The 23394-nt window shown below is 71.8% G+C and carries 20 protein-coding genes; 8 read left to right on the top strand and 12 right to left on the bottom strand.

Annotated features, from left to right (window positions below):
• Nucleotides 1-16 precede the first annotated feature (16 nt).
• Nucleotides 17-1255, bottom strand: a complete 1239-nt coding sequence (locus tag ACFYXE_RS36465) for a PucR family transcriptional regulator (RefSeq protein ID WP_389320294.1) — start codon at nucleotides 1253-1255, stop codon at nucleotides 17-19.
• A 309-nt stretch (nucleotides 1256-1564) separates the two neighbouring features.
• On the opposite strand from ACFYXE_RS36465, the gene ACFYXE_RS36460 reads away from it, so the two are divergent.
• The 5 genes from ACFYXE_RS36460 to ACFYXE_RS36440 are packed head-to-tail and all read left to right on the top strand — an operon-like array spanning nucleotide 1565 to nucleotide 6494.
• Nucleotides 1565-2356, top strand: a complete 792-nt coding sequence (locus tag ACFYXE_RS36460; RefSeq protein ID WP_389320291.1) for an ABC transporter ATP-binding protein — start codon at nucleotides 1565-1567, stop codon at nucleotides 2354-2356.
• On the top strand, nucleotides 2353-3228 hold the full coding sequence (locus ACFYXE_RS36455; RefSeq protein WP_389320288.1) for an ABC transporter ATP-binding protein: 876 nt from the start codon (nucleotides 2353-2355) through the stop codon (nucleotides 3226-3228). The genes ACFYXE_RS36460 and ACFYXE_RS36455 overlap by 4 nt, the downstream gene beginning before the upstream one ends.
• The gene (locus tag ACFYXE_RS36450; protein WP_361176624.1) at nucleotides 3225-4115 is read left to right on the top strand and encodes a branched-chain amino acid ABC transporter permease; all 891 of its coding nucleotides are present in this window, start codon (nucleotides 3225-3227) and stop codon (nucleotides 4113-4115) included. The genes ACFYXE_RS36455 and ACFYXE_RS36450 overlap by 4 nt, the downstream gene beginning before the upstream one ends.
• Complete coding sequence (locus ACFYXE_RS36445) at nucleotides 4108-5220, top strand: branched-chain amino acid ABC transporter permease (protein ID WP_389320284.1); 1113 nt, start codon at nucleotides 4108-4110, stop codon at nucleotides 5218-5220. The genes ACFYXE_RS36450 and ACFYXE_RS36445 overlap by 8 nt, the downstream gene beginning before the upstream one ends.
• Nucleotides 5217-6494 carry an ABC transporter substrate-binding protein gene (locus ACFYXE_RS36440; protein ID WP_389320281.1) on the top strand — a complete coding sequence of 426 codons (1278 nt, stop codon included), beginning with the start codon at nucleotides 5217-5219 and terminating at the stop codon, nucleotides 6492-6494. Before ACFYXE_RS36445 ends, ACFYXE_RS36440 begins: the two co-directional genes overlap by 4 nt.
• 1 nt (nucleotide 6495) lies before the next feature.
• Here ACFYXE_RS36440 and ACFYXE_RS36435 read toward each other — a convergent pair whose 3' ends face one another.
• Nucleotides 6496-7317, bottom strand: coding sequence for a PaaX family transcriptional regulator C-terminal domain-containing protein (locus tag ACFYXE_RS36435; RefSeq protein ID WP_389320278.1), 822 nt, complete (start codon nucleotides 7315-7317; stop codon nucleotides 6496-6498).
• Between the two features lie 108 nt (nucleotides 7318-7425).
• Between ACFYXE_RS36435 and ACFYXE_RS36430 the strand changes: the two genes are divergently transcribed.
• Both ACFYXE_RS36430 and ACFYXE_RS36425 read left to right on the top strand, forming a co-directional pair.
• On the top strand, nucleotides 7426-8652 hold the full coding sequence (locus ACFYXE_RS36430) for an LLM class flavin-dependent oxidoreductase (RefSeq protein ID WP_389320275.1): 1227 nt from the start codon (nucleotides 7426-7428) through the stop codon (nucleotides 8650-8652).
• Complete coding sequence (locus ACFYXE_RS36425) at nucleotides 8649-9689, top strand: zinc-binding dehydrogenase (protein ID WP_389320272.1); 1041 nt, start codon at nucleotides 8649-8651, stop codon at nucleotides 9687-9689. Before ACFYXE_RS36430 ends, ACFYXE_RS36425 begins: the two co-directional genes overlap by 4 nt.
• 96 nt (nucleotides 9690-9785) lie before the next feature.
• Here ACFYXE_RS36425 and pssA read toward each other — a convergent pair whose 3' ends face one another.
• The 9 genes from pssA to ACFYXE_RS36380 form a co-directional block, all read right to left on the bottom strand.
• Complete coding sequence (pssA, locus tag ACFYXE_RS36420) at nucleotides 9786-10640, bottom strand: CDP-diacylglycerol--serine O-phosphatidyltransferase (protein WP_361176634.1); 855 nt, start codon at nucleotides 10638-10640, stop codon at nucleotides 9786-9788.
• Nucleotides 10627-11283 (bottom strand): phosphatidylserine decarboxylase, encoded by a 657-nt coding sequence (locus ACFYXE_RS36415; protein ID WP_078593758.1) that lies wholly within the window; start codon nucleotides 11281-11283, stop codon nucleotides 10627-10629. The genes pssA and ACFYXE_RS36415 overlap by 14 nt, the downstream gene beginning before the upstream one ends.
• A 170-nt stretch (nucleotides 11284-11453) precedes the next feature.
• Complete coding sequence (locus ACFYXE_RS36410) at nucleotides 11454-12659, bottom strand: acyl-CoA dehydrogenase family protein (protein ID WP_098245862.1); 1206 nt, start codon at nucleotides 12657-12659, stop codon at nucleotides 11454-11456.
• Nucleotides 12656-13186 carry a MaoC family dehydratase gene (locus ACFYXE_RS36405; protein ID WP_389320266.1) on the bottom strand — a complete coding sequence of 177 codons (531 nt, stop codon included), beginning with the start codon at nucleotides 13184-13186 and terminating at the stop codon, nucleotides 12656-12658. The genes ACFYXE_RS36410 and ACFYXE_RS36405 overlap by 4 nt, the downstream gene beginning before the upstream one ends.
• A 5-nt stretch (nucleotides 13187-13191) precedes the next feature.
• Nucleotides 13192-14157: an HpcH/HpaI aldolase/citrate lyase family protein gene (locus ACFYXE_RS36400; RefSeq protein ID WP_389320263.1), complete on the bottom strand. Its 966-nt coding sequence runs from the start codon at nucleotides 14155-14157 to the stop codon at nucleotides 13192-13194.
• On the bottom strand, nucleotides 14154-16181 hold the full coding sequence (locus tag ACFYXE_RS36395; RefSeq protein ID WP_389320260.1) for a protein meaA: 2028 nt from the start codon (nucleotides 16179-16181) through the stop codon (nucleotides 14154-14156). The genes ACFYXE_RS36400 and ACFYXE_RS36395 overlap by 4 nt, the downstream gene beginning before the upstream one ends.
• Before the next feature lie 22 nt (nucleotides 16182-16203).
• A complete protein-coding gene (gene ccrA / locus ACFYXE_RS36390; RefSeq protein ID WP_389320257.1) occupies nucleotides 16204-17565 on the bottom strand; it encodes a crotonyl-CoA carboxylase/reductase in 1362 nt (453 codons plus the stop codon).
• Nucleotides 17566-17960: 395 nt separating this feature from the next.
• Nucleotides 17961-18785 carry a TetR family transcriptional regulator gene (locus ACFYXE_RS36385; RefSeq protein WP_361176663.1) on the bottom strand — a complete coding sequence of 275 codons (825 nt, stop codon included), beginning with the start codon at nucleotides 18783-18785 and terminating at the stop codon, nucleotides 17961-17963.
• A gap of 94 nt (nucleotides 18786-18879) precedes the next feature.
• Complete coding sequence (locus ACFYXE_RS36380) at nucleotides 18880-20661, bottom strand: 3-hydroxyacyl-CoA dehydrogenase family protein (RefSeq protein WP_389320254.1); 1782 nt, start codon at nucleotides 20659-20661, stop codon at nucleotides 18880-18882.
• 353 nt (nucleotides 20662-21014) lie between these two features.
• On the opposite strand from ACFYXE_RS36380, the gene ACFYXE_RS36375 reads away from it, so the two are divergent.
• On the top strand, nucleotides 21015-21584 hold the full coding sequence (locus tag ACFYXE_RS36375; protein WP_361176646.1) for an adenylosuccinate lyase: 570 nt from the start codon (nucleotides 21015-21017) through the stop codon (nucleotides 21582-21584).
• Nucleotides 21585-21647: 63 nt separating this feature from the next.
• Here the strand turns inward: ACFYXE_RS36375 and ACFYXE_RS36370 are convergent, their stop codons facing one another.
• Nucleotides 21648-23240: an alpha/beta hydrolase gene (locus ACFYXE_RS36370; RefSeq protein ID WP_389320250.1), complete on the bottom strand. Its 1593-nt coding sequence runs from the start codon at nucleotides 23238-23240 to the stop codon at nucleotides 21648-21650.
• Between the last annotated feature and the right edge of the window lie 154 nt (nucleotides 23241-23394).

Genomic DNA, 23394 nt, shown 5'->3' with positions numbered 1-23394 from the left:
CAGGGGCCCGTCCGGTTCACGCCGGGCGGGCCCCCTGCGCGAGCCGGTGCGCCTCCACCGCGAGCGCCACCTCCACCAGGTCCCGCGGCCGGGTCAGCGACCGCGCGGTCAACTGCTCCAGGCGGCGCAGGCGGTTGAACACCGTGTTGCGGTGGCAGTAGAGCCGCCCCGCGGCCCGCCCCGCCGACCCCTCGCAGGCCAGCCACGCGTCCAGCGTCTCCAACAGCACCGCCCGGTCGGCGGGTTCGAGCGTCAGGACCTCGCCGAGCACGTCCGTCACCAGCCGCCCCGCCAGCTCCGGCTGGCTGACCACCAGCGCCGTCGGCATCCGCCGGTCGAGCCGTACGATCCCGGTCGCGTCCGGCGGACAGGTGCGCAGCGCCAGCTCCGCGAGCCGCCGCGCATGCCCCAGCTCCGCCAGGCCGCCGACCACGGGACTGATCCCGCCGGGCCCCGGGCACCGCCCGTCGAGCAGCCGGGCCAGCCCGTCCAGGCCGCCCGCCTCGCCCTGCTCCGCCGCCCCCAGCGCGACCACGCCGACCTCGCAGTCCGTCCGCATGCGCCAGATGAAGCGGAACCCGGCCCGCTGGATCTGCCGGTGGAACGTCTCGCGCCCGTCGCGCCGCTCCACGCGCAGCACCACCACGGCGTACGGGCCCTGCTCGGGCAGGTCGAGCGCGGCAGCCGCCCGCGCCGCGAGGCCGGGCGCCGAACGGCCCTCCAGGAGCGCGTCGAGCAGCGCCTGCGACTGCTCGTCCGTGCGCCGGCGCAGTTCGAGCTCCGTGGCGCGGTACGCGTCGGACGCCGCAGCTGCCTGCGCGTCCACCGCCGACCACACCATCGTCGCCGAGCGCATCAGGACCGCCAGCTTCTCGGGCTCCTTGCCCGCCGTGCCCTCCAGGAGCGAGTCCCACACCAGATAGCCCGCGGAGCGGTACGCGTGCACCAACAGGTCCAGCGGCAGCCCCTGGTGGGCCCGGCGCCGGCCCGCCTCCTCCGCGTACTCCAGATCGCGGCGCGGCGAGGCCCGCGGCGCCGAGATCGTCTCGATGCCGATCCGCATGGCCTCCTCGGCCTCCCGCCACTGCAGGTCGTACGGCAGGACACGGCCGTACACCGTGGAGTGCTCGACGAGTTGGCGCAGGTGCTCGTCGACCAGCTCGGGCAGGCGGGGCAGGAGAGCCGTGCACGCCTCCTTGAGGAGCTTCCAGTCGTGCCCGGTCCGAGGCCTGCGCCCGTTCGTGGGCCCGGTCATCGTTCCCCTCCCGCCGCCGCGCGCTCCAGGTCGCCGTCGGGACGGCGTTGCTGCGGAGGATGCCACCGGCCGGCGCCGCCCGCAGGCCCCTGACACGCGGTGTTGTGCGCGTGCACAACCGGGGGGCGTCCCCGCTGGTCTCCCGCAGCGTTTCCCCGGCTGCCCGTGGACGGGCCGGTCCCGCGGTGCTGGGGTGAGCGCCACGCGACGGCGGACGGGCCGTGCGGGACGAGGGGACGGCACGTGGGTTGGTCCGATGTGGGAGGCACAGGCAAGGCCGGTCCCGGTGGGCGCGGGACGGGACTCGTCGTGCGGGACGTGTCCGTCGGCTACGGCCCCGTGCGGGCGCTGCGCCGGGTCTCGCTCGACCTGCCCGAAGGGGCCGTCGTCGCCGTGCTCGGCGGCAACGGCGCGGGCAAGTCCACGCTGCTGCGCGCCGTTTCGCGCACCCTCTCCTTCCAGGGCGGGACGCTCACCTCGGGCAGCATCCACTTCGACGGGCGGCGCGTCGACGGCCTCGCGCCGGACCGGGTGGTGGCCGCCGGGATCTCCCAGGTGCCCGAGGGCAGGCGGGTGTTCGCCCGGATGACGGTGACCGACAACCTGCGCGCGGGAGCGCTCGGCTCCACCGGGTCCCGCGCCGCCAAGGCGGACGCCCTGCGGCGCGTGCACGACCTCTTCCCCGTCCTCGCCGACCGCGGCGCCCAGCGCGCCGGACTGCTCTCCGGCGGCGAGCAGCAGATGCTCGCGGTCGGCAGGGCCCTCATGGCCTCCCCGCGGCTGCTCCTCCTGGACGAACCGTCCCTGGGACTGGCGCCGTTGATGGCCGCCCGCATCGCCGACACCATCCGGGAGATCAACGCCCAGGGCACCGGGGTCCTCCTGGTCGAGCAGAACGCCGCCCTCGCGCTGCGCCTCGCCTCCACCGCGTACGTCCTCGACGTCGGCGAGGTCGCCCTGGCCGGGCCCGCCGACGACCTCGCCGCCTCCGACGAGGTGCGCCGCCGCTACCTGGGCGTGGTCGACGAGGACGCCGCCGACGACGCCTCACGGGGCCTGGGCGCCCTGCCCGCCCTGCCCCGCTGGGAGGCCACCTCATGAGCGGGTACGACCCTGTCACGGCGCCGGACGCCAGCACGTCCGTGCCACCCCTGGAAGTCACCGGCCTGACCGTCCGCTTCGCCGGGCTCACCGCCCTGGACGCCGTCGGCTTCACGGTCGACCCCGGCACCGTGCACGCCGTCATCGGGCCCAACGGGGCGGGCAAGTCGACCTGCTTCAACGTCCTGTCCGGCGTCTACCGCGCCACCGGCGGCAGCGTCCGCTTCGGCGGCCACGAACTCACCGGGATGCGACCGCACCGCATCGCGGGCCTCGGCGTCGCCCGGATCTTCCAGAACCTCGCCCTGCCGCCGCGCGCCACCGTCGCCGACAGCCTGCTGCTCGGCCGCCACCGGCTGACCCGCACCGGCTTCGTCGCCGCGGGCCTGCGGCTCCCCTCGGCCGCCCGCGAGGAGCGCCGCCACCGCGAACGCGTCCGCGAGATCGCCGCGTTCGTCGGCCTGGAACGCCAACTCGGCCAGCCCGCGGGCGCCCTGCCCTACGGCCAGCAGAAACTCGCCGAGCTCGCCCGCGCCCTGTGCATGGAGCCGCGCCTGCTGCTCCTCGACGAGCCCGTCGCCGGCATGACCGCCGACGAGCGGCGGCGCACCGCGGCCGTCATCGCGGGCGTCCGCGACAGCCTCGGCATCTCGATCGTCCTGGTGGAACACGACATGGGGGTGGTGATGCGGCTCGCGGACGCGGTGACCGTACTCGACTTCGGACGCCGGATCGCCTCCGGCGCACCCGCGGACGTCCAGCGCGACCCGGCGGTCGTCCGCGCCTACCTGGGCGAGGACGGCGGACCGGACGGCCCGCGGGACACCGGACCCCGGACCGGCCGGCCGGGCGAAGGGGAGGCCCGGGGATGACCACCTTCACCGAACTCCTGCTCAACGGCGTCTCGCTGGGATCCGTCTACGCCCTCATCGCCCTCGGCTTCGTCGTCATCTTCCGCGCCACCGAGGTGGTGAACTTCGCGCACGCCTCGCTGCTCCTGGCCGGCGGCTACCTCACCGCCTCGCTCCACGACGACCTCGGCTTCTGGCCCGCCCTCCTGGTCGGCATCGCGGGGGCGGCGGTGGTCGGCGCGGCCGTCGAGTTCCTCGTCATGCGCCGCTACCGCGGCACCGACCACAGCGTGCTCGCCATCGTCACCATCGGCGTCGACATCCTGCTCACCACCGAGCTCACCCGGCGCCTGGGCACCGACGTCCTGCCGCTCGGCGACCCCTGGGGCGACGACGTCCTGACCGTCGGCCCGATCTCGCTCGCGCACACCCGCATCGCGGCGTTCGTCGCGGCCGCGCTGCTCATCACCGTCTTCCTCCTCGCCTTCCGGTACACCTCGTGGGGCGTGGCGATGCGGGCCGCCGCCGAGAGCCCGGAGACCGCCGCGCTGATGGGCGTCAGGCTCGGCAGGGTCTCGCTCGGGGCCTGGGCGGTGGCCGGCGCGCTCGCCGCCGTGGCCGCCCTCTTCCTCACCGTCTTCCCGACCCCGGGGCTCGAACGGGCCACGTCCCTCGCGGCGCTGAAGGCGTTCCCCGCCGCGATCCTCGGCGGCCTCGACTCCACGACCGGCGCCCTGGTCGGCGGCCTGGTGGTCGGCATCACCGAGTCCCTCGCCACCGGCTACCAGAGCGAACTCAGCTTCCTGGGCCGGGGACTCGGCGACCTCGCGCCCTACCTCGTCATGACCGCCATCCTGCTGATGCGGCCCGCCGGTCTCTTCGGCACGAAGGAGCTCGCCCGTGTCTGACGTCACCGAAGCCGCCGCACCCGCCACCACGGCCCGCCGGACCCCCTTCGGCCGCCCCCGCACCTACCTGTGGGCCGTCTGCGCCGTCGTCCTGCTCGCCGTGCCGTTCTACCTGGACCGCTTCTGGCTCCAGGCGGGCCTGTTCGCAATGGCCGCCGCCATCGGCGCGATCGGCATCAACCTCCTCACCGGCGCCACCGGCCAGCTGTCCATGGGACACGCCTTCTTCCTCGCCGTCGGGGCGTACGGGTACTGCGTCCTGGCCGGGGACGGCGGCGACGGACTGACCGGGCTCGGCCTGCCGACCTGGCTCGCCGCGACCCTCGCGGTGGCGATCGCGGGACTCGCGGGCGGCCTCTTCAGCCCCATCGCGGGCCGCCTCAGCGGCGCCTACCTCGGCATCGCGACGCTCGCGCTGATCTTCATCGGGCAGCACGTGCTCTTCAACGCGCACGACCTGACGGGCGGCTCCAACGGACGTGACGTACCGCCCCTGAACCTCTTCGGCGTCACCTTCGACGAGAGCGAGACCCTCGTCGCCGCCGTCCCGTTCGGCGCCGCGGAGAAGCTCTGGTACGCGGGTCTCGTGCTGCTCCTCGGCTGCGGACTGTTCGCCCGGGGCGTGCTGCGCGGCCGTCCGGGCCGCGCCATGAACGCCATCCGCGACCACCGCGTCGCCGCGGGCGTCATCGGCGTGCCGGTGGCCCGCTACCGCGCCGGGGTCTTCGTCCTGTCGTCCATGTACGCGGGCCTCGCCGGCGTCCTGCTCGCCCTGGTCTTCCAGCGCACCGTGCCCGACTACTTCGGCATGACGCTCTCCCTGGAGTACCTCGCGATGATCGTCATCGGCGGGCTCGGCTCGGTGGCCGGAGCGGTGGCGGGCGCCGCCCTCGTCTCCCTGCTGCCCCAGCTGCTCAGCAGGTACAGCGACGCCCTGCCGCTCGTCTCGGCGCCCGGCACCGGCGGGATCTCGCCGGGCGAGGCGTCCCGCTATCTGTACGGCGCCGCCGTCGTGGCGGTGGTGCTCTTCCTGCCCGGCGGCCTGGTGCGCATCGCCGACCGGCGCAGCAAGGCAACTCCAGGCACTCCAGGGGAGGAAGCATGAACACACGGACCACCAGGTCGACCGGGACCCGCACCACGGCGGCCGTCACGGTCCTCGCGGCGCTTCTCGCGCTCGGCGCGTGCAGCTCCAAGGCGAAGGACGACGACGGCCCAGGCGGCGGTGCGGGCGGGGTCAAGACCGGTGACGGCGTCACGGGCCGGACCATCGACCTCGGCGTGCTCACCGACATGACCGGCGTCTACGCGACCCTCGGCAAGAGCGTCACCCAGGCCCAGCAGCTCTACGTCGAGCAGACCAACGCGGACGGCGGCATCTGCGGCCGCAAGCTGAAGCTCACCGTCCGCGACCACGGCTACGACCCGCAGAAGGCCGTCGCGGCCTACACCGAGCTGGAGCCCAAGGTCCTCGGCTTCGCCCAGTTCATCGGCTCCCCGTTCGTGGCCGCCGTCAAGCAGCGCGTCGACGGCAACAAGGGCCTCGTCCTGCCGCAGGCCTGGTCGTCGAACCTGCTGGGCAGCCCGTACGTGCGCGTGGTCGGTTCGACGTACGACCTGGAGACGATCAACGCGATCGACTTCCTGATGAAGGAGAAGGGGCTCAAGAAGGGCGACAAGCTCGGCCACGTCTACTTCGAGGGCGACTACGGAGAGAGCGCCCTCAAGGGCTCGCAGCACATGGCGAAGGCGGCCGGGCTGACCGTCGTCGAACAGAAGATCAAGCCGACGGACAACGACATGACCGCACAGGTCTCCGCCCTGAAGAAGGCGGGCGTCAAGGCCGTCGTGATCAGCGCGGGCCCCCGCCAGGCCGCGTCCCTGGTCGGCGTCGCGGCGGCCGGACGCTTCGACGTCCCGGTCATCGGCAACAACTCGGCGTTCGCCCCGCAGCTCCTCGCCACCCAGTCGGGACCCGCCCTGTCGAAGAACTACTACGTCGCCTCGCCGACGCTGCCCATCGGCGCGGACACGGCCGCCGCGAAGAAGCTCGTCGCCGACTACCGGAAGGCCCACCCCAAGGACTCCCTGGACAACGGCGTCGTGGCGGGCTGGACCGCGGCGTCCCTGTTCGGCGAGGCCCTGAAGAAGGCCTGCACCGCCAAGGACCTCACGCGCGAGGGCGTCGACAAGGCCCTCCTGACGATCGACGACTTCGACGCGGGCTTCGGGGTCGCCCAGGACTTCACCGACCCCAAGGCGCCCTCCTCCAAGGAGAGCGTGATCCTGCAGCCGGACAAGAAGGCGGTCGGCGGCATGAAGGTCGTGCGCGAGCCCGGCGCGGCCGACGCGGCCCAGGGGTACACGGCGGGGGAGTGACTCACCCGCGCGGGTCCCGCGCGAGCCGCCGCCAGTGGCGGTCGGCGGGGCCCCGCAGCGCACGCCAGGTGTCGACGAAGAGCTTCGTCGACACCAGCCCCGGCCACCCCGGCGGCAGGAGCGCCGCCGGCAGGCGCGGGTCCCGTGCGAACGTGCCGCGCCACGCGTGCACCAGCCGCGTGCGCAGCACGAACGCCTCCTCGTCCGTGCCGGCGCGCACTCCGGCGAAGCGTCCGACGAACGCCTCGTGCGCGGCCCGCACCGCCGCCAGGTCCCAGGCCCGGCCGACCAGCTCCCCGTCGTCGTCGGCGCGCGAGACCAGCCAGGTCGCGTGCGCCGCGACGCCCTGCTCCCGCAACAGCGCATCGAGGGCGGCCACGCCCCCCGCGTCCGCCGCGATCCACACCCCGGGACCCAGCCGCCCGAACCCCTCGAACGCCAGCTGCTCCTCGACCAGCGCCCGGCCCTGCGCGGGCCCGTGCAGCACCAGCTGCTGCCACGCGCCCTGCCACGGCGTCTCCCCGGTCGCGCGCTCCAGGCGCCGCGTCCACGCCGTGAGCAGCGCGACCAGGCGCGGCTCCAGGACGAGGACCGTCCAGCGGCCCGCCCGCTCCGTGCCCAACCAGCCCTCGGCCACGAGCCGGGCCAGCGCCCGCCGCGTCGCCGCCTCGCCGGTCCCGCAGGCCGCCAGCGCGTCGACGACGGCACGCGACCAGACCCGCGCCTCGCCCGCATGGCGCACGTACTCGCCGAGGACCGTCAGCAGCAGGGTGCGCGCGCTGGGCGAGCCGTCCGTGCGCCGACGGGTGCGCGGAGTCTCCAACGCAGCTCCCCCTCACGCCTGTTGACCTCTTCGACGCCCCGGTATAGGACGTAAGAATTCGAGTGCTCGATGTTACGTCCGGTGTCATCGTCCACGGAAGGCGTCCGCATGGATCACCAGGGCCCCACCCGCTTCGGCACCTTCATCGCCCCGTACCACGGCCTCGACGGCAGCCCCGCGCTGCATCTGCGCCGCGACCTCGACCTCGTGCGCCACCTCGACGGGCTCGGCTTCGACGAGGCGTGGATCGGCGAGCACCACTCCGCGGGCTACGAGACCGTCGCGTCGCCGGAGGTCTTCATCGCCGCCGCGGCCGAGCACACCCGCCGCATCCGGCTCGGCACCGGCGTGAACTCCCTGCCGTACCACCACCCGCTCATCCTCGCGGACCGCATCCGCCAGCTCGACCACCAGACGCGGGGCCGCGTGATGTTCGGCGCGGGCCCCGGCCAGCTCGCCTCGGACGCGTTCATGATGGGCATCGACCCGATGCGGCAGCGGGCGATGATGGCCGAGGCGCTGGACGCGGTCGTCCGGCTGCTGCGCGGGGAGACGGTCACGCGGCGCACGGACTGGTTCGAGCTGGCCGAGGCCAGGCTCCAGCTGCGCTCCTTCGCGCCTGGGGGCGTGGAGATGGCGGTGGCGTCCACGGTCTCGCCGTCCGGCTCCGTGCAGGCGGGCCGGCACGGCATCGGCCTGCTCTCCCTGGCAGCCGCCGACCCCGCCGGGTTCGCCGCGCTGAACGGCAACTGGGCCGCGTACGAGAAGTCCTGCGCCGAGCACGGCCACACCCCCGACCGCGCGGCCTGGCGGCTCGTCGTGCCGATGCACCTGGCCGAGAGCGCGGCCGACGCGCGCGCCCAGGCCGCGTACGGCGTGCTGCACATGGTCCGCTACCTGGAGGGGCTCTCCGGTACGACGCTGCCCTGGGGGCACCGGGCGGCGGACGCGGTCGACCGCTGGACCCACGAGGGGTTCCCCATCTTCGGCGTCGCGACCGTCGGCACCCCGGCGGACGCGATCGCCCGTATCGAGGCACTGGCCGGGGCGTCCGGCGGCTTCGGCACGCTGCTCCTGCTCGACCTGCCGATGAGCACGCCGGAGGCGAAGCGGCGCAGCTACGAGCTGTTCGCCGAGTACGTGGTGCCGCACTTCACCGGCGCGAACCGGGACCGGCGGGCGTCCATGGAGTGGGCCCGCGCACACAGCGAGCGCTTCATGCGGGTGACGCACCAGGCGATCGAGGCGGCCGTCCGCGACCCCGCGGGGGCCGGGCGGGCGCACACGGGCCCCGGGGCCGGGACGGGGCCGGGAGCGGCCGGGGACGCGCCATGAGGGCGGCGGTCCTGCGCGCGGGGCGCTTCGTCGAGGACGACGTCCCCGAGCCGCCCGCGCCGGGGCCGGGGCAGGTGCGCGCCGAGACCCTGGCCACCGGCATCTGCGGCTCGGACCTCTCGGCGGCCCGCCACACGGACGACTTCCTGGCCGCCTCCCGCGACTCGGACACCGCGGCCTTCCTCTTCGACCCGGACGCGGACCTGGTCATGGGCCACGAGTTCTGCGCGCGCGTGCTGAGCCCGGGGCCGTGGCAGGACAAGGTCGTCGTCGGTCTGCCCTGGGCCCTGGACGCCTCGGGGACCCTGCGCACGATCGGCTACTCCACGACCTTCCCCGGCGGCTTCGGGGAGCGCATGACGCTGCAGGAGGCCGCGCTCGTGGCGGTCCCCGACCACGTCCCGCCGCACGTCGCCGCCCTCACCGAGCCGCTCGCCGTCGGCTTCGGCAACGTGGCGCGGGCGGACCCCGCCCCGGGCTCGGGCGCCGTGGTCCTGGGCGCGGGCCCCATCGGCCTGGGCGCCACCGCGGCGCTCGTCGAGCGGGGCGTGGCCCCGGTCGTCGTCTCGGAGCCCACCGCGCGCCGACGGGAACTGGCCGGGCGCTTCGGAGCGCACACGGTGGTGGATCCGGCCACGCGCGACCCCTTCGACGTCTGGCGGCAGGAGAGCGCCCCCGGGCAGTCACTGTCCGTGTACGAGTGCTCGGGCCGGCCCGGCATGCTCGACACGATCCTGCACCGCGCCCCGCGCACCACCCGGGTCCTGCTGATCGGCGCATGCATGACGGAGGACGTCTTCCGTCCCGTGGTCGGCATCTACAAGGACATCACGGTCACCATGTGCATGACCTATCCGCCGCGGGAGTTCGCCCGCACCCTGGACCGCATCGCGGCCGGCGGCGTGGACGCGGCGGCGCTGATCACGGGGACGGTGGGCCGCGCCGGTGTCGGCGCGGCGATGGAGACGCTCACACATCCGGCGGACCACGTGAAGGTCCTGGTCAGCCCGGGAACGTCCGGGCCGTCCGGCGTTTGAGGGCGGGCCCGGAGGGTGACTGGGGGTACGCGAAGGGGCCCGGACCAATGGTCCGGGCCCCTGAATCCGCTCGGGCGCCGCTCGGGCCCCGCGCCGTTACGGCAACTGGGCCGCGCGCGCCTCACGCCGGTTGTCCCGGAAGTTGTTCACCCTCCGGGCCGTGGCGAAGAGGGGGATCACCGCGCCGAGGACGACCTGCAGGGCGCAGCCGGTCTGTAGCAGCACCTGGCCGCCCGGGGCGTCGAACGCCCAGGCCGCGAGCAGCCCCATGGCGGCGACGATCCACGACAGCATGGCCACCGCGAGGGGGCCCCGCGGCTTCGGGTACTCGACGCGGCTGACCATGAGCCAGGCCGTGCCGATGATCGCCAGGAGCGTCGCCACGAAGGGCAGCTCCAGGAGCACGATCGAGACGACCGTCAGCGCGCCGAACGGCGACGGCATGCCCTGGAAGGTGCCGTCCTTCACGGTCACGCAGCTGAACCGCGCAAGCCGCAGCACCACCGCCAGCAGCACGACGATCGCGCCGACCGCCGCCACCCGCTGGTGGGCGTCGTCGGCGACCATGCCGTAGACGAGGACGAAGTACGCCGGCGCCAGACCGAAGCTGATCAGGTCCGACAGGTTGTCGAGCTCCGCGCCCATCGGCGAGGACCGCAGCTTGCGGGCGACGAGTCCGTCGAAGAGGTCGAAGACGGCCGCGCAGAGCATCAGGATCACGGCGGTCGCGGCGGAGTGCCGCGCCATGCCGCTCTCGTTGCTGCCCTGGAGGTGCGGGATGAGGATGCCCGTGGTAGTGAAGTACACCGCCATGAACCCGCACGTGGCGTTACCGAGCGTGAGGGTGTCCGCTATCGAGAGGCGGAGTGAGAGAGGCATCTCCTCGTCGGCCTCGTCCTCCGCGGCCTCGGGCACCCAGCCCGCCTGTGTCTCTGGATCAACCACGGTCAATGCGAGTCACCCCAGCCACGGTCTTCTGACCGACCTCGACGTCCACCTCGACACCCTCGGGGAGGTAGATGTCGACGCGCGAGCCGAAACGGATCAGGCCGATCCGCTCGCCCTGCTCCACCTTCGTGCCCTGCGGCACGTACGGCACGATGCGCCGCGCGACCGCGCCCGCGATCTGGATCATCTCGATGTCGCCGAGCTCGGTGTCGAAGTGCCAGACAACGCGCTCGTTGTTCTCGCTCTCCTTGTTGAACGCCGGGACGAACCCGCCGGGGATGTGCTCCACGGACGTCACCGTGCCGGCGAGGGGCGCGCGGTTGACGTGGACGTTCAGCGGGCTCATGAAGATGGCGACGCGGGTACGCCCGTCCTTCCACGGCATGATGCTCTGCACCACACCGTCGGCGGGGGAGATGACCCGGCCCTGAGCGATCTCGCGCTCGGGGTCGCGGAAGAACCACAGCATGCCCGCCGCCAGTGCGGTGGCGGGTACGGCGACGGCCGCGGCGCCCTTGGAGCGACGCGCACGGGCGAGACTGAGTGCCGCGGTGGCGACGGTCGGCAGGAGCCACGGCGATGCTCCGCGAGCAAGGCGTCCCTGAAGAATGCCGTCGCGTGGTGCAGAGGTTTGGCTGTGGGGCATGGATGACCTTCGTAGCGGATGATGCCGCGCAGTGAACGGGGGACGGCGGCTTTTTCCGGATGCTATCGGTTGCGAGCCACAACTGGGCAAGCCAGGAAGCCGAGTCGGCGGCCGAAGAGTGTTGACAGGGTGTGATCTTCTTCTCGGCGAAAGCGGCCCAAACCGGGCATCTAGCCCTGGAATCGATACTCTTCGAGTAGTCGTCGGCCAATGATCATTTTCTGGATCTCGGCGGTACCTTCACCGATCAGCAGCATCGGTGCCTCCCGGTAGAGACGCTCGATCTCGTACTCCTTCGAGAAGCCGTAGCCACCATGAATCCGGAACGCGTCCTCCACGACTTCCTTGCAGTACTCGGAGGCGAGGTACTTCGCCATCCCTGCTTCGAGGTCGTTTCGCTCCCCGGAGTCCTTTTTGCGCGCTGCATTCACCATCATCGCATGGGCGGCCTCGACCTTGGTAGCCATCTCGGCCAGCTTGAACTGGATCGCCTGGTGCTGGGCGATCGCCTTGCCGAAAGTGTGGCGTTGCTGGGCATACGAGACGCCCAGCTCAAAGGCACGCTGAGCGACGCCGCAGCCACGTGCCGCGACATTGACGCGCCCGACCTCGACGCCGTCCATCATTTGGTAAAAACCTCGTCCGGTCGTGCCGCCGAGCACGCGATTGGCCGGAATTCGTAGCCCGTCCATGATGAGTTCGGTCGTGTCGACGCCCTTGTAACCCATCTTGTCGATCTTGCCGGGGATGGTGAGGCCGGGGCGGACCTCGCCGAAACCGGGCTCCTTCTCCACGAGGAAGGTCGTCATCGACTTGTGCGGGGCGGTGCCTTCGGGGTGTCCTTCGTCACTTCGGCACAGAACGGCCACCAGGGTCGACGTGCCGCCGTTGGTCAGCCACATCTTCTGACCGTTGAGGACGTACTCGTCGCCGTCCTTGACGCCCTTGGAGGTGATCGCCGACACATCGGAGCCGAGGCCGGGCTCCGACATGGAGAACGCGCCGCGCACCTCGCCGGCCGCCATCCGCGGCAGGAACGTCTCCTTCTGCTCCTGCGTGCCGTGCTGCTTGAGCATGTAGGCGACGATGAAGTGGGTGTTGATGATGCCGGAGACCGACATCCAGCCACGCGCTATCTCCTCGACGCACAGCGCGTACGTGAGCAGCGACTCGCCCAGACCGCCGTACTCCTCCGGGATCATGAGCCCGAACAGGCCCAACTCCTTGAGGCCGTCGACGATCTGCTGCGGGTACTCGTCACGGTGCTCCAGGTCGGTCGCGACCGGGATGATCTCCTTGTCGACGAAGTCCCTGACCGTGGACAGGATCTCCTGCTGGATGTCGGTGAGACCGGCGGTCTGCGCGAGTCGGCTCATGGCTGCTTCTCCGTGCTCTTCGAAGGGGCGTTCAGCTCCGGGCGGCCCGGCTGCTCGCCGCCGCGCTCCTTGATGTACGTCTCGGTGGGCACCATCACCTTGCGGCGGAAGACGCAGACCAAGGTGCCGTCCTGCTTGTAACCCTTGGTCTCCACGTACACGATCCCGCGGTCCGACTTGGACTTCGACGGGGTCTTGTCGAGGACGGTCGTCTCGCCGTAGATCGTGTCGCCGTGGAAGGTCGGCGCCACGTGCTTGAGCGACTCGACCTCCAGGTTGGCGATGGCCTTGCCGGAGACGTCCGGGACGGACATGCCCAGGAGCAGCGAGTAGATGTAGTTGCCCACGACGACGTTCTTCTTGAAGTCCGTCGTCCGCTCGGCGTAGTTGCTGTCCAGGTGGAGCGGGTGGTGGTTCATGGTCAGCAGGCAGAAGAGGTGGTCGTCGTACTCGGTGACCGTCTTTCCGGGCCAGTGCTTGTACACGGCGCCGACTTCGAACTCTTCGTAGGTGCGGCCGAACTGCATGTGTCTTACGCCTCCGGGGCCTCGAACTTGGACGTGCGGGTCATCCCGGCCGCACGGCCCTTCCCGGAGATGACGAGCGCCATCTTCCGGCTCGCCTCGTCGATCATCTCGTCGCCGAGCATCGCCGAGCCCTTCTTGCCGCCGGCCTCGGACGTGCAGTACTCGTACGCGTCCAGGATCAGCTCGGCGTGGTCGAAGTCCTCCTGCGAGGGGGAGAAGACCTCGTTGGCGGCCTCGACCTGGCCGGGGTGCAGCACCCACTTGCCGTCGAAGCCGAGCGCGGCGGCGCGGCCCGCGACCTCGCGGTAGCCGTCCACGTTCTTGATCTGCAGGTAGGGGCCGTCGATGGCCTGGAGGTCGTTGGCGCGGGCGGCCATGAGGATTTTCATCAGGATGAAGTGGTAGGCGTCCGCCGGGTAGCCGGGCGGCTGCTCGCCGACGACCAGGGACTTCATGTTGATGGACGCCATGAAGTCGGCCGGGCCGAAGATGATGGTCTCCACGCGCGGGGAGGCCTCGGCGATCGCGTCGACGTTGTTGAGGCCGCGCGCGTTCTCGATCTGCGCCTCGATGCCGATCTTGCCGACCTCGAAGCCCATCGTCTTCTCGATCTGGGTCAGCAGCAGGTCGAGGGCGACGACCTGGTCGGCCGTCTGGACCTTCGGCAGCATGATGCAGTCGAGGTTCTGGCCGGCGCCCTCGACGACCGTGACGACGTCGCGGTACGTCCACTCGGTGGTCCAGTCGTTGACCCGCACGACCCGGGTCTTGCCCGTCCAGTCGCCCTCGTTGAGGAACTTCACGATGGTGTGCCGCGCCTCGGGCTTGGCGAGCGGCGCGCAGGCGTCCTCCAGGTCGAGGAAGACCTGGTCGGCGGGCAGGCCCTGGGCCTTCTCCAAAAAGCGCGGGTTCGATCCCGGTACCGCCAGACACGAGCGGCGCGGACGGAGACGGTTGATGGGCGCGGTCATGCGGGGACCTCCAGGGGGTCGAGGTGGTTCGCTTTCCGGATCTCGTCGACGATACGGCCGATGATCTCGGTGATGCCGAAGTCCTTGGGGGTGAAGACGGCGGCCACACCCGCCGCCTTCAGGGTCTCGGCGTCCTTGTTGGGGATGATGCCCCCGGCGATGACGGGGATGTCGGGCGCGCCGGCCTCGCGCAGCCGCACGAGCACGTCCGGCACGAGCTCCGCGTGCGAGCCCGACAGGATGGACAGGCCGACCGCGTGCACGTCCTCGGCGAGGGCCGCGTCGACGATCTGCTCGGGGGTGAGGCGGATGCCCTGGTAGACGACTTCGAAGCCGGCGTCGCGGGCGCGCACCGCGATCTGCTCGGCGCCGTTGGAGTGCCCGTCGAGGCCGGGCTTGCCGACCAGGAAGCGCAGCCGGCCGCCGCCGAGGTCCTCGGCGGTGCGCGCGACCTTCTCGCGCACCAGGGCGAGCGGCGAGCCCTCCTCCGCCACGACCGCCACCGGGGCGCTGGAGACGCCCGTGGGCGCCCGGAACTCCCCGAAGACCTCCCGCAGGGCCCCGGCCCACTCACCGGTCGTCACACCGGCGCGTGCGCACTCCAGGGTGGCCTCCATGAGGTTGCCCGTGCCGGCCGCCACCTCCTTGAGGCGCTCCAGGGCCTTGCAGGGGCGCGGGTGGTTGAACGGCGGCTGGTAGCGGGTGTCGCGCCACTGTCCCAGCTCCCGCACCAGACGCGCCTCGACCGTGGGGTCGACCGTCATGATCGCCGCGTCCAGGTCCGCGGTGAGCGGGCTCGGCTCGGTCGACTCGTAGGAGTTCACACCGACGATCTTCTCCTCGCCGGACTCGATGCGCGCCCGGCGCTCGGCGTGCGAGGAGACGAGCTGCGACTTGAGGTAGCCGGACTCGACGGCGGCCATCGCGCCGCCCATCTTCTCGATGCGCTCCATCTCGGTGAGCGCCTCCTCGACGAGGGCGCCGACCTTGGCCTCGACGACGTGCGAGCCCGCGAAGATGTCCTCGTACTCCAGGAGGTCGCTCTCGTGCGCGAGGACCTGCTGGATGCGCAGCGACCACTGCTGGTCCCAGGGCCGGGGCAGCCCCAGCGCCTCGTTCCAGGCGGGCAGCTGCACGGCACGCGCGCGTGCGTCCTTGGAGAGGGTGACGGCCAGCATCTCCAGGACGATGCGCTGGACGTTGTTCTCCGGCTGGGCCTCGGTCAGGCCCAGCGAGTTGACCTGCACGCCGTAGCGGAACCGGCGCTGTTTCGGGTTCTCGATGCCGTACCGCTCGAGCGTGATCTGTTCCCAGATCCGCCCGAACGCCCGCATCTTGCACATCTCCTCGATGAACCGCACACCGGCGTTCACGAAGAAGGAGATGCGGGCCACGACGTCCCCGAACTTCTCCTCGGGGACCTGCCCTGAGTCGCGTACGGCATCGAGAACCGCGATGGCGGTGGACATCGCGTACGCGATCTCCTGGACCGGTGTGGCCCCCGCCTCCTGGAGGTGGTAGCTGCAGATGTTGATCGGGTTCCACTTGGGGATGTGCGCCACCGTGTACGTGATCATGTCGGTGGTCAGGCGCAGCGAGGGAACCGGCGGGAAGACGTGCGTCCCGCGCGAGAGGTACTCCTTGACGATGTCGTTCTGCGTCGTGCCCTGGAGCTCGGCGATGTCCGCGCCCTGCTCCTCCGCGACCACCTGATAGAGCGCCAGAAGCCACATGGCGGTGGCGTTGATCGTCATCGAGGTGTTCATCTGCTCCAGGGGGATGTCCTGGAACAGCCGCCGCATGTCACCGAGGTGCGAGACGGGCACACCGACCCGGCCTACCTCGCCGCGGGCGAGGATGTGGTCGGGGTCGTAGCCGGTCTGCGTGGGCAGGTCGAACGCGACCGAAAGGCCCGTCTGCCCCTTGGCGAGGTTGCGCCGGTACAACTCGTTGGACGCCTCTGCCGTGGAATGACCGGCGTACGTCCGCATGAGCCACGGCCGGTCCTTCTGGCGCTCTGTCATGTTCCGCTGCTCCTCAGTGCGTTCAGACGTTGCGGAAACGGTTGATCGCGTCGATGTGCCGGGCCCGCAGCTCCGGGTCGCGCACGCCGAGGCCTTCCTCGGGTGCGAGGGCGAGGACGCCGACCTTGCCCTGGTGGAGGTTGCGGTGGACGTCGTAGGCGGCCTGGCCGGTGTCCTGAAGGTGGTACACCTTCGAGAGCGTCGGGTGGATCTTGCCCTTGGCGATCAGGCGGTTGGCCTCCCACGCCTCGCGGTAGTTGGCGAAGTGGGAGCCGATGATGCGCTTGAGGGACATCCACAGGTAGCGGTTGTCGTACTCGTGCATGTAGCCCGAGGTGGACGCGCAGGTGGTGATGGTGCCGCCCTTGCGGGTCACGTAGACGCTGGCGCCGAAGGTCTCCCGGCCGGGGTGCTCGAAGACGATGTCGATGTCCTCGCCGCCGGTGAACTCGCGGATGCGCTTGCCGAAGCGCTTCCACTCCTTGGGGTCCTGGGTGCGCTCGTCCTTCCAGAACTTGTAGCCCTCGGCGTTGCGGTCGATGATCGCCTCGGCGCCCATGGCGCGGCAGATCTCCGCCTTCTGGGGGCTGCTGACCACACAGACCGGGTTGGCGCCGCCGGCCAGCGCGAACTGCGTCGCGTACGAGCCGAGGCCGCCGCTCGCGCCCCAGATCAGGACGTTGTCGCCCTGCTTCATGCCGGCGCCGTTGCGGGAGACGAGCTGGCGGTACGCGGTGGAGTTCACCAGGCCGGGGGAGGCGGCCTCCTCCCAGCTGAGGTGGCCCGGCTTGGGCATCAGCTGGTTGGACTTCACCAGGGCGATCTCGGCGAGCCCGCCGAAGTTGGTCTCGAAGCCCCAGATGCGCTGCTCGGGGTCGAGCATCGTGTCGTTGTGGCCGTCGGAGGACTCCAGCTCGACGCTGAGGCAGTGCGCGACGACCTCGTCGCCCGGGTTCCAGGCGTTCACGCCCGGGCCGGTGCGCAGCACGACGCCCGCCAGGTCGGACCCGATGACGTGGTACGGCAGGTCGTGGCGCTTGGTGAGCTCGCTGAGCCGGCCGTAGCGCTCCAGGAAGTTGAAGGTCGACAGCGGCTCGAAGATCGAGGTCCACACGGAGTTGTAGTTGACCGAGGAGGCCATGACGGCCACCAGGGCCTCGCCCGGGCCGAGTTCCGGGATCGGCACGTCGTCCAGGTGGAGGGACTTGCGGGGGTCCTTGTCGCGGGTCTCGAGGCCCGCGAACATCTCCGCGTCGTCCTTGTGCACGGTGATCGCGCGGTACGACTCGGGCAGGGGGAGAGCGGCGAAGTCGGCGGACGTGACGGCGGCGGTGCCGCTCTCGGTCACGGTCTGGGCCTGAATCGCGTCCAGGATTTCCTTCACGGTTTTGCCTCCGGCGAAGAAGCGTCTGAGGGGAACGCTCTTGAGGGTTGCGTCGGGTGCTGAAGTTGCGGTGGAGGGTGTGCCGTCGGTTCGGCGAGGTGTGGTGCTCGGCGACGCCTTGGTGGGGCGTGAGAGGTGCCTGTGACGCAGGCGTCCGGGCGCTCAAGCCGTGGCTTGTGGGGACAGCCGACGTACGCAAGATCCCTGTACGCCGGCCGCCCGGACAACATCAACGTATGGCACCGCGTGCCAACGGGCAAGACACTGGGTGCCATTATTTTTTGACCGATGATCGATCAGTGCAGGTCAGAGGGGGTGGCGGGCATGCGGAAGGGGGCGCTACCGGTCGGTAGCGCCCCCTGAAAAGGCACGGGCAAAACGGGTCAAACGGGTGACTACTGGCGCTCGCGCAACGCCTTCTCGATGGTCCGCATGACCTCGTCCAGCGGGGCGTCCGTCCGGGCCACCGTGACGAGCACCTCGCCCTGCGTGGACGCCGTCGCCGCGGCCGTGGCGGGCAGCGTGTCGCGGCCCGCGCCGATGCCGCTGCCGAAGGTGCGGCGCACGATCGCGAACGCGTGGTCCAGCTGGTTCTCCACGTCGCCCTGGCCGCCGGCCCGCAGCCAGCGCCGCAGGACGTGGTTGTGGGCGGTGACGACCGCGGAGGCGGCGACCTCGGCCAGCAGCGGATCGTCGTTGCCGTCGTGGTGCGCCTGCTCGTCGAAGTGGCCGAGCAGATAGCGGGTGAAGAGCCGTTCGTAGCGGGCCACCGAGGCGATCTCGCGCTCGCGGAGCGTGGGCACCTCACGGGTGAGGCGGTAGCGCTCCACGGAGACCGCGGGCGAGGCCGCGTACATCTTCATGACTTCCTTGATGCCCCGGCACACCGTGTCCAGCGGGTGCTCGTGCGGCGGTGCCGCGTTCAGCACCGCCTCCGCGCGGATCAGGGTGTCGTCGTGGTCCGGGAAGATCGCCTCTTCCTTGGAGCGGAAGTGGCGGAAGAAGGTGCGCCGGGCCACGCCCGCCGCGGCGGCGATCTCGTCGACCGTCGTCGCCTCGTAGCCCTTGGACGCGAAGAGCTCCATGGCCGCGGCCGCCAGCTCCCGGCGCATCTTGAGGCGTTGGGCGGCGGCACGGCTGCCCGCGGCGCTCTCCGGAGCGTCGGGGGTCGCGTTGCGTGAGGACTTGACGGCCTTGGACATGCCACGAACGTACTGCATGTGCGCGGCGAGGTGCTCCTGAGGGACGGGGCTGCCCGAGGGTTCGAGCAGCCCGCCCCAGTCCGTCCGTTCGCCCCTGCGCCCCTCGGCCGCCTCAGCGCCGGGCATATTCGCGGAAGCCACGGCCCGTCTTGCGGCCGAGGCAGCCCGCGGCCACCAGGTGCTCGAGCAGCGGCGCCGGGGCCAGGCCCGGGTCGCGGAACTCGCGGTGCAGGACCTTCTCGATCGCCAGCGAGACGTCCAGGCCGACCACGTCCAGGAGCTCGAAGGGGCCCATGGGGTAGCCGCCGCCGAGCTTCATCGCGGCGTCGATGTCGTCCAGCGTGGCGTAGTGCTCCTGCACCATCTTGATCGCGTTGTTGAGGTACGGGAACAGCAGCGCGTTCACGATGAAGCCCGCCCGGTCGCCGCAGTCCACCGGGTGCTTGCGGATCCTCGTGCAGACCTCGCGGACCGTGGCGTGCACGTCGTCGTCGGTCACGACGGTGCGGACCACCTCGACCAGCTTCATCGCCGGGGCCGGGTTGAAGAAGTGCATGCCGATCACGTCGCGCGGCCGCGTGGTGGCCCGGGCGCAGGCCACGACCGGCAGCGAGGACGTCGTGGTGGCGAGGATCGCGCCCGGCCTGCAGACCTTGTCGAGCGTCGCGAACAGCTCCTGCTTGATCTCCAGGTCCTCGGCGACGGCCTCCAGGGCCAGGTCGACGTCGGCGAACGCCTCGTACGACCCGGCGGGCGTGATCCGCTCCAGTGCCTGCGCCGCGGCCTCGGCCGTCATCCTTCCCTTGTCGACCGAGCGCGCCAGGGACGTGCCGATACGGGCCTTGGCCCGCTCGGCCTTCTCCTCGCTGCGCGCGGCGAGCACCACGTCGAAGCCCGCCTTGGCGAAGACCTCCGCGATGCCCGACGCCATCGTCCCGGAGCCCGCGACACCGACCGAGCGGACCTCGCGGCCCGGCCGCCGCGCCTCGCCCTCCAGCGGGGTCAGCGCGTCGTGCACCACCTCGGAGCCGCCCGGCGCGGCGTACGTGTAGAAGCCGCGGCCCGACTTGCGGCCGGTCAGCCCCGCCTCGCTGAGCTGCTTGAGGATCGGCGCGGGCGCGTGCAGCCGGTCCTGCGACTCGGCGTACATGGCGTCGAGGACCGTGCGGGCGGTGTCCACGCCGATCAGGTCGAGCAGCGCGAGCGGGCCCATCGGCAGGCCGCAGCCGAGCTTCATCGCCGCGTCGATGTCCTCGCGGGAGGCGTACTTCGCCTCGTACATCGCCGCCGCCTGGTTGAGGTAGCCGAACAGCAGCCCGTCGGCGACGAAGCCGGGCCGGTCGCCGACCGCCACCGGCTCCTTGCCCAGGGCGTACGCCAGGTCGGTCACCGCGGCGACGGCGGCGGGCGCGGTCAGCACGGACGAGACGACCTCGACGAGCTTCATCGCCGGCGCCGGGTTGAAGAAGTGCAGGCCCAACACCCGCTCGGGGCGCTGCGATTCGGCGGCGAGCCGGGTCACGGACAGCGCGTTGGTGCCGGTCGCGATGATCGTGCCGGGGCGCACGATGCCGTCCAGCTCGCGCACGACCCGCTGCTTGATCTCGTACGACTCCGGGACGACCTCGATGACCAGGTCGGCATCGGCCGCCGCCCGCAGGTCGGTGAAGGTGCGGACGCGGGCGAGGATGCCGCGGCGCTCCTCCTCGGTGAGCCGCTCGCGGCGCACCGCGCGGGCGGTCGAGGCCTCCAGGGACTCGACGGCCTGGGTCGCGGCGGTCCGGCAGATGTCGATGCCGATGACCTCGCGGCCCGCGCGGGCCAGGACCTCGGTGATGCCGGTGCCCATCGTGCCCAGACCGATGACGGCGACGGTGTTCAAGGGAGTGTCCATGCGTGGACTCCAGGAAGAGAGTGACGACTGAGGGGCGCGCGCGGGTGCGGCTGCTGCCGCACGGCGGGCGGGAGGTGATGCCTGTCGCGTCCGGGCGGCGCGAGGGGAACGCCCGGTGAGAAGCCGACCGGCCCTGTCCCGGGGCCACGTCGTACTGAGGTACATGAAGTACCGAACCGACCACAGCGCTCGCGGCGGCTGCGTCACCAGGCCACCGCGAGAAAGAACTGCTACGGGGAGTGTGCCCCGCTCACATGAGACTAACCGGCGGGTAACGAGCGCGCCAGTCCCGGAAGTTTCCCGATGTCTGTGATCTACATCGCGACCGCTGGGTAAGGCTTAGGCTCGCGGCCATGGATGAGGAGTTGCGGACGGTGACGGAACGCTTACGCGCCGAGGCGGGTGGATCGAAGGAGTACGAGAGGCTGGTCGCCACCGGTGACCTCGACGAGCTGGCCGAGGTGCTCGTCTCGCCCGGGCGGCCCTTGTGGGCACGGGAGTTGGCGGCGTTCAGGCTGGGCGTCGCCGGGGACCGCAGGGCCTTCGAGTCGCTCGTCCTCCTCCTCAACCACCGGGACCCGCCCCGGTGCGCCGCCGCGGCCCACGCGCTGGCCCGGCTCGGCGATCCGCGCACGGCGCGGGCGGCGGCGGCCCTCGCGACCAACGAACTGCGCGTCGCCTACGCGCTGTACCCGGTGCGCCTGCTCACCGAGCTGCGTGCCCCGGAGTCGGCCCCCGCCCTGATCACCACCCTGCAGCGGAGGCTGGCCCCGCACGACCCCTACGGCAAGATCGCGCTCGCGTGCGTGGAGGGGCTGGGAGCCCTCGGGGACGCGAGGGCCAGGCCGGTCCTGACGGCCGCGCGCGGCCACCCGCGCCTGGCGGCGGCGGCATCGGCGGCGCTGGCCAGGCTCCCGGAGTGAGCCGGGGCGGGCGAGCGGCGCGCGCCCGCCCCGGCTGCGGGGCTGCGGGGCTGTGCGGAACGCCTACGGCGCTCCGCGGCCGGCGACCGGCAGCGCCCTGCGGGGGATGTCGTCGGCGGCGCGGGTGGCGTTGCGGGGCTCGGGGTCCGGCTGGGCCTTGCACACCGCGTCGACCTCGCCGCCGCTGTCCGGCAGCTTGCCCGACGTCAGGTACGCGGCCAGGTGCCGGTCCAGACAGCCGTTCCCGCTCAGGGTGACGCCGTGGTTGCCGCCGCCCCGCTCGACCACCAGGCGCGAGCCGCGCAGCTTGCGGTGCAGGGCGATGGCGCCGTCGTACGGCGTCGCCGGGTCGTCGGTCGCCTGGAACAGCAGGACGGGCGGCAGCGCGGAGGTGGCGACGTCCGGCGGGACCAGGGAGCGCGTCGGCCAGAACGCGCACGGCGCGTTGTACCAGGCGTTGTTCCAGGTGGAGAACGGGGCCTTCGCGTGCACCCGGTCGTTGTCCTCGCGCCAGGTGCGTCCGTCACGGGGCCAGTGGGCGTCCCGGCACTGCACGGCGGTGTAGACGCTGTAGCCGTTCTCGCCCGCGGTGTCGACCGCGGCGAGGTTCTCGTACGCGGTGACCAGCGGGACGGCGTCCTTGTCGTTCACGTACGCCGCGAACACCTTGGCCAGGTAGGGCCAGTAGCCGTTGTAGTAGCCGCCCGGCAGGAAGGTGTCCTCCAGCTCGGCGGCGCCCACCTTCTTGCCCGCGGGCTTCTCGGCGAGCGTCGTGCGCAGCGCGTTCCAGCGGGCCTCGACCTTCGCGGGGTCCTTGCCGAGGTGGTACGTCGCGTGGTGCCGGGCGATCCAGGCCATCAGCGCCTTGTGGCGGTCGTCGAAGGCGTAGTCCTGGCGGAGGTTGTCGTGGTACCAGACGCCCGTCGGGTCGACGAGGGAGTCGAGCGCCATGCGGCGCACCCGGTGCGGGTAGAGCTTGCCGTAGAGCGCGCCCAGGTAGGTGCCGTACGAGTAGCCCAAGTAGTTGATGCGTTCGGCGCCGAGGGCGGCACGGACGGCGTCCAGGTCCCGGGCCGCGCTGACGCTGTCGATGAAGGGCAGGACGTCGCCGTACTTCTTGCCGCAGGCCCGGGCGAAGGCCCGCGCCCGGTGCACGTTCGCCTGCTCCACGGCCGCCGACGTCGGCACGGAGGCGGGACGGGTGGGCGTGAAGTGCCCGGGGCGGCAGTTCAGCGCGGGCTTGCTCCTGCCGACGCCCCGCGGGTCGAAGCCGATGACGTCGTACTGCGCGGCGACCTTCTTCGGCAGCGACTTGGCGACGGAGCCGGCCATGGTCAGCCCGCTGCCGCCGGGGCCGCCGGGGTTCACCAGGAGCGGCCCCTGGAAGGCCTTCCCGGAGTGCGCGACGCGGGACAGGGCCAGGGTGATCTTCCGGCCGTGCGGATCGCGGTGGTCGAGCGGGACCTTCAGGGACGCGCACTGGAGCTTCGGGTACTCCTCGGTGGCGCACTTCTTCCAGCCGAGGGGGCCGGGCCCGGTGCGCACGGCGTACGGGCCGCCGGGGGCCGCCGGTGTGCCCGATGCGGTCGGCACCGCCGTGACCATGGCGGCTGTCGCGGCGGCGACTGAGCAGAGTGCGACGGCGCGTTTCTTCATCCGGCCTCCCAGAGCGGCGGGTTCGGGGCCCCGCAGGCCGTGGCCCTTGGCGCATGTTCCCGAAATCACCACCTGCCGGAAGCCGCCGGTGGGGTAAATGACCCGAAAGGGGCACGCCGCTCACGGCCAAGCCGCCCAGCCGCCCGGCCGGGCA

The organism is Streptomyces sp. NPDC002564, from assembly GCF_042889645.1.
GTDB lineage: Bacteria > Actinomycetota > Actinomycetes > Streptomycetales > Streptomycetaceae > Streptomyces.
The sequence above is the reverse complement of the archived record's forward strand: the minus strand, read 5'-3'. Positions and strand labels throughout refer to the sequence as shown.

Excerpts from the sequence above, each read along its gene's own strand:
- ACFYXE_RS36465 (WP_389320294.1), bottom strand. The coding sequence starts at position 1,255 with ATGACCGGGCCCACGAACGGGCGCAGGCCTCGGACCGGGCACGACTGG.
- ACFYXE_RS36455 (WP_389320288.1), top strand. The coding sequence starts at position 2,353 with ATGAGCGGGTACGACCCTGTCACGGCGCCGGACGCCAGCACGTCCGTG.
- ACFYXE_RS36450 (WP_361176624.1), top strand. The coding sequence starts at position 3,225 with ATGACCACCTTCACCGAACTCCTGCTCAACGGCGTCTCGCTGGGATCC.
- ACFYXE_RS36440 (WP_389320281.1), top strand. The coding sequence starts at position 5,217 with ATGAACACACGGACCACCAGGTCGACCGGGACCCGCACCACGGCGGCC.
- ACFYXE_RS36430 (WP_389320275.1), top strand. The coding sequence starts at position 7,426 with ATGGATCACCAGGGCCCCACCCGCTTCGGCACCTTCATCGCCCCGTAC.
- ACFYXE_RS36425 (WP_389320272.1), top strand. The coding sequence starts at position 8,649 with ATGAGGGCGGCGGTCCTGCGCGCGGGGCGCTTCGTCGAGGACGACGTC.
- ACFYXE_RS36415 (WP_078593758.1), bottom strand. The coding sequence starts at position 11,283 with ATGCCCCACAGCCAAACCTCTGCACCACGCGACGGCATTCTTCAGGGA.
- ACFYXE_RS36410 (WP_098245862.1), bottom strand. The coding sequence starts at position 12,659 with ATGAGCCGACTCGCGCAGACCGCCGGTCTCACCGACATCCAGCAGGAG.
- ACFYXE_RS36405 (WP_389320266.1), bottom strand. The coding sequence starts at position 13,186 with ATGCAGTTCGGCCGCACCTACGAAGAGTTCGAAGTCGGCGCCGTGTAC.
- ACFYXE_RS36400 (WP_389320263.1), bottom strand. The coding sequence starts at position 14,157 with ATGACCGCGCCCATCAACCGTCTCCGTCCGCGCCGCTCGTGTCTGGCG.
- ACFYXE_RS36395 (WP_389320260.1), bottom strand. The coding sequence starts at position 16,181 with ATGACAGAGCGCCAGAAGGACCGGCCGTGGCTCATGCGGACGTACGCC.
- ACFYXE_RS36385 (WP_361176663.1), bottom strand. The coding sequence starts at position 18,785 with ATGCAGTACGTTCGTGGCATGTCCAAGGCCGTCAAGTCCTCACGCAAC.
- ACFYXE_RS36380 (WP_389320254.1), bottom strand. The coding sequence starts at position 20,661 with ATGGACACTCCCTTGAACACCGTCGCCGTCATCGGTCTGGGCACGATG.
- ACFYXE_RS36375 (WP_361176646.1), top strand. The coding sequence starts at position 21,015 with ATGGATGAGGAGTTGCGGACGGTGACGGAACGCTTACGCGCCGAGGCG.
- ACFYXE_RS36370 (WP_389320250.1), bottom strand. The coding sequence starts at position 23,240 with ATGAAGAAACGCGCCGTCGCACTCTGCTCAGTCGCCGCCGCGACAGCC.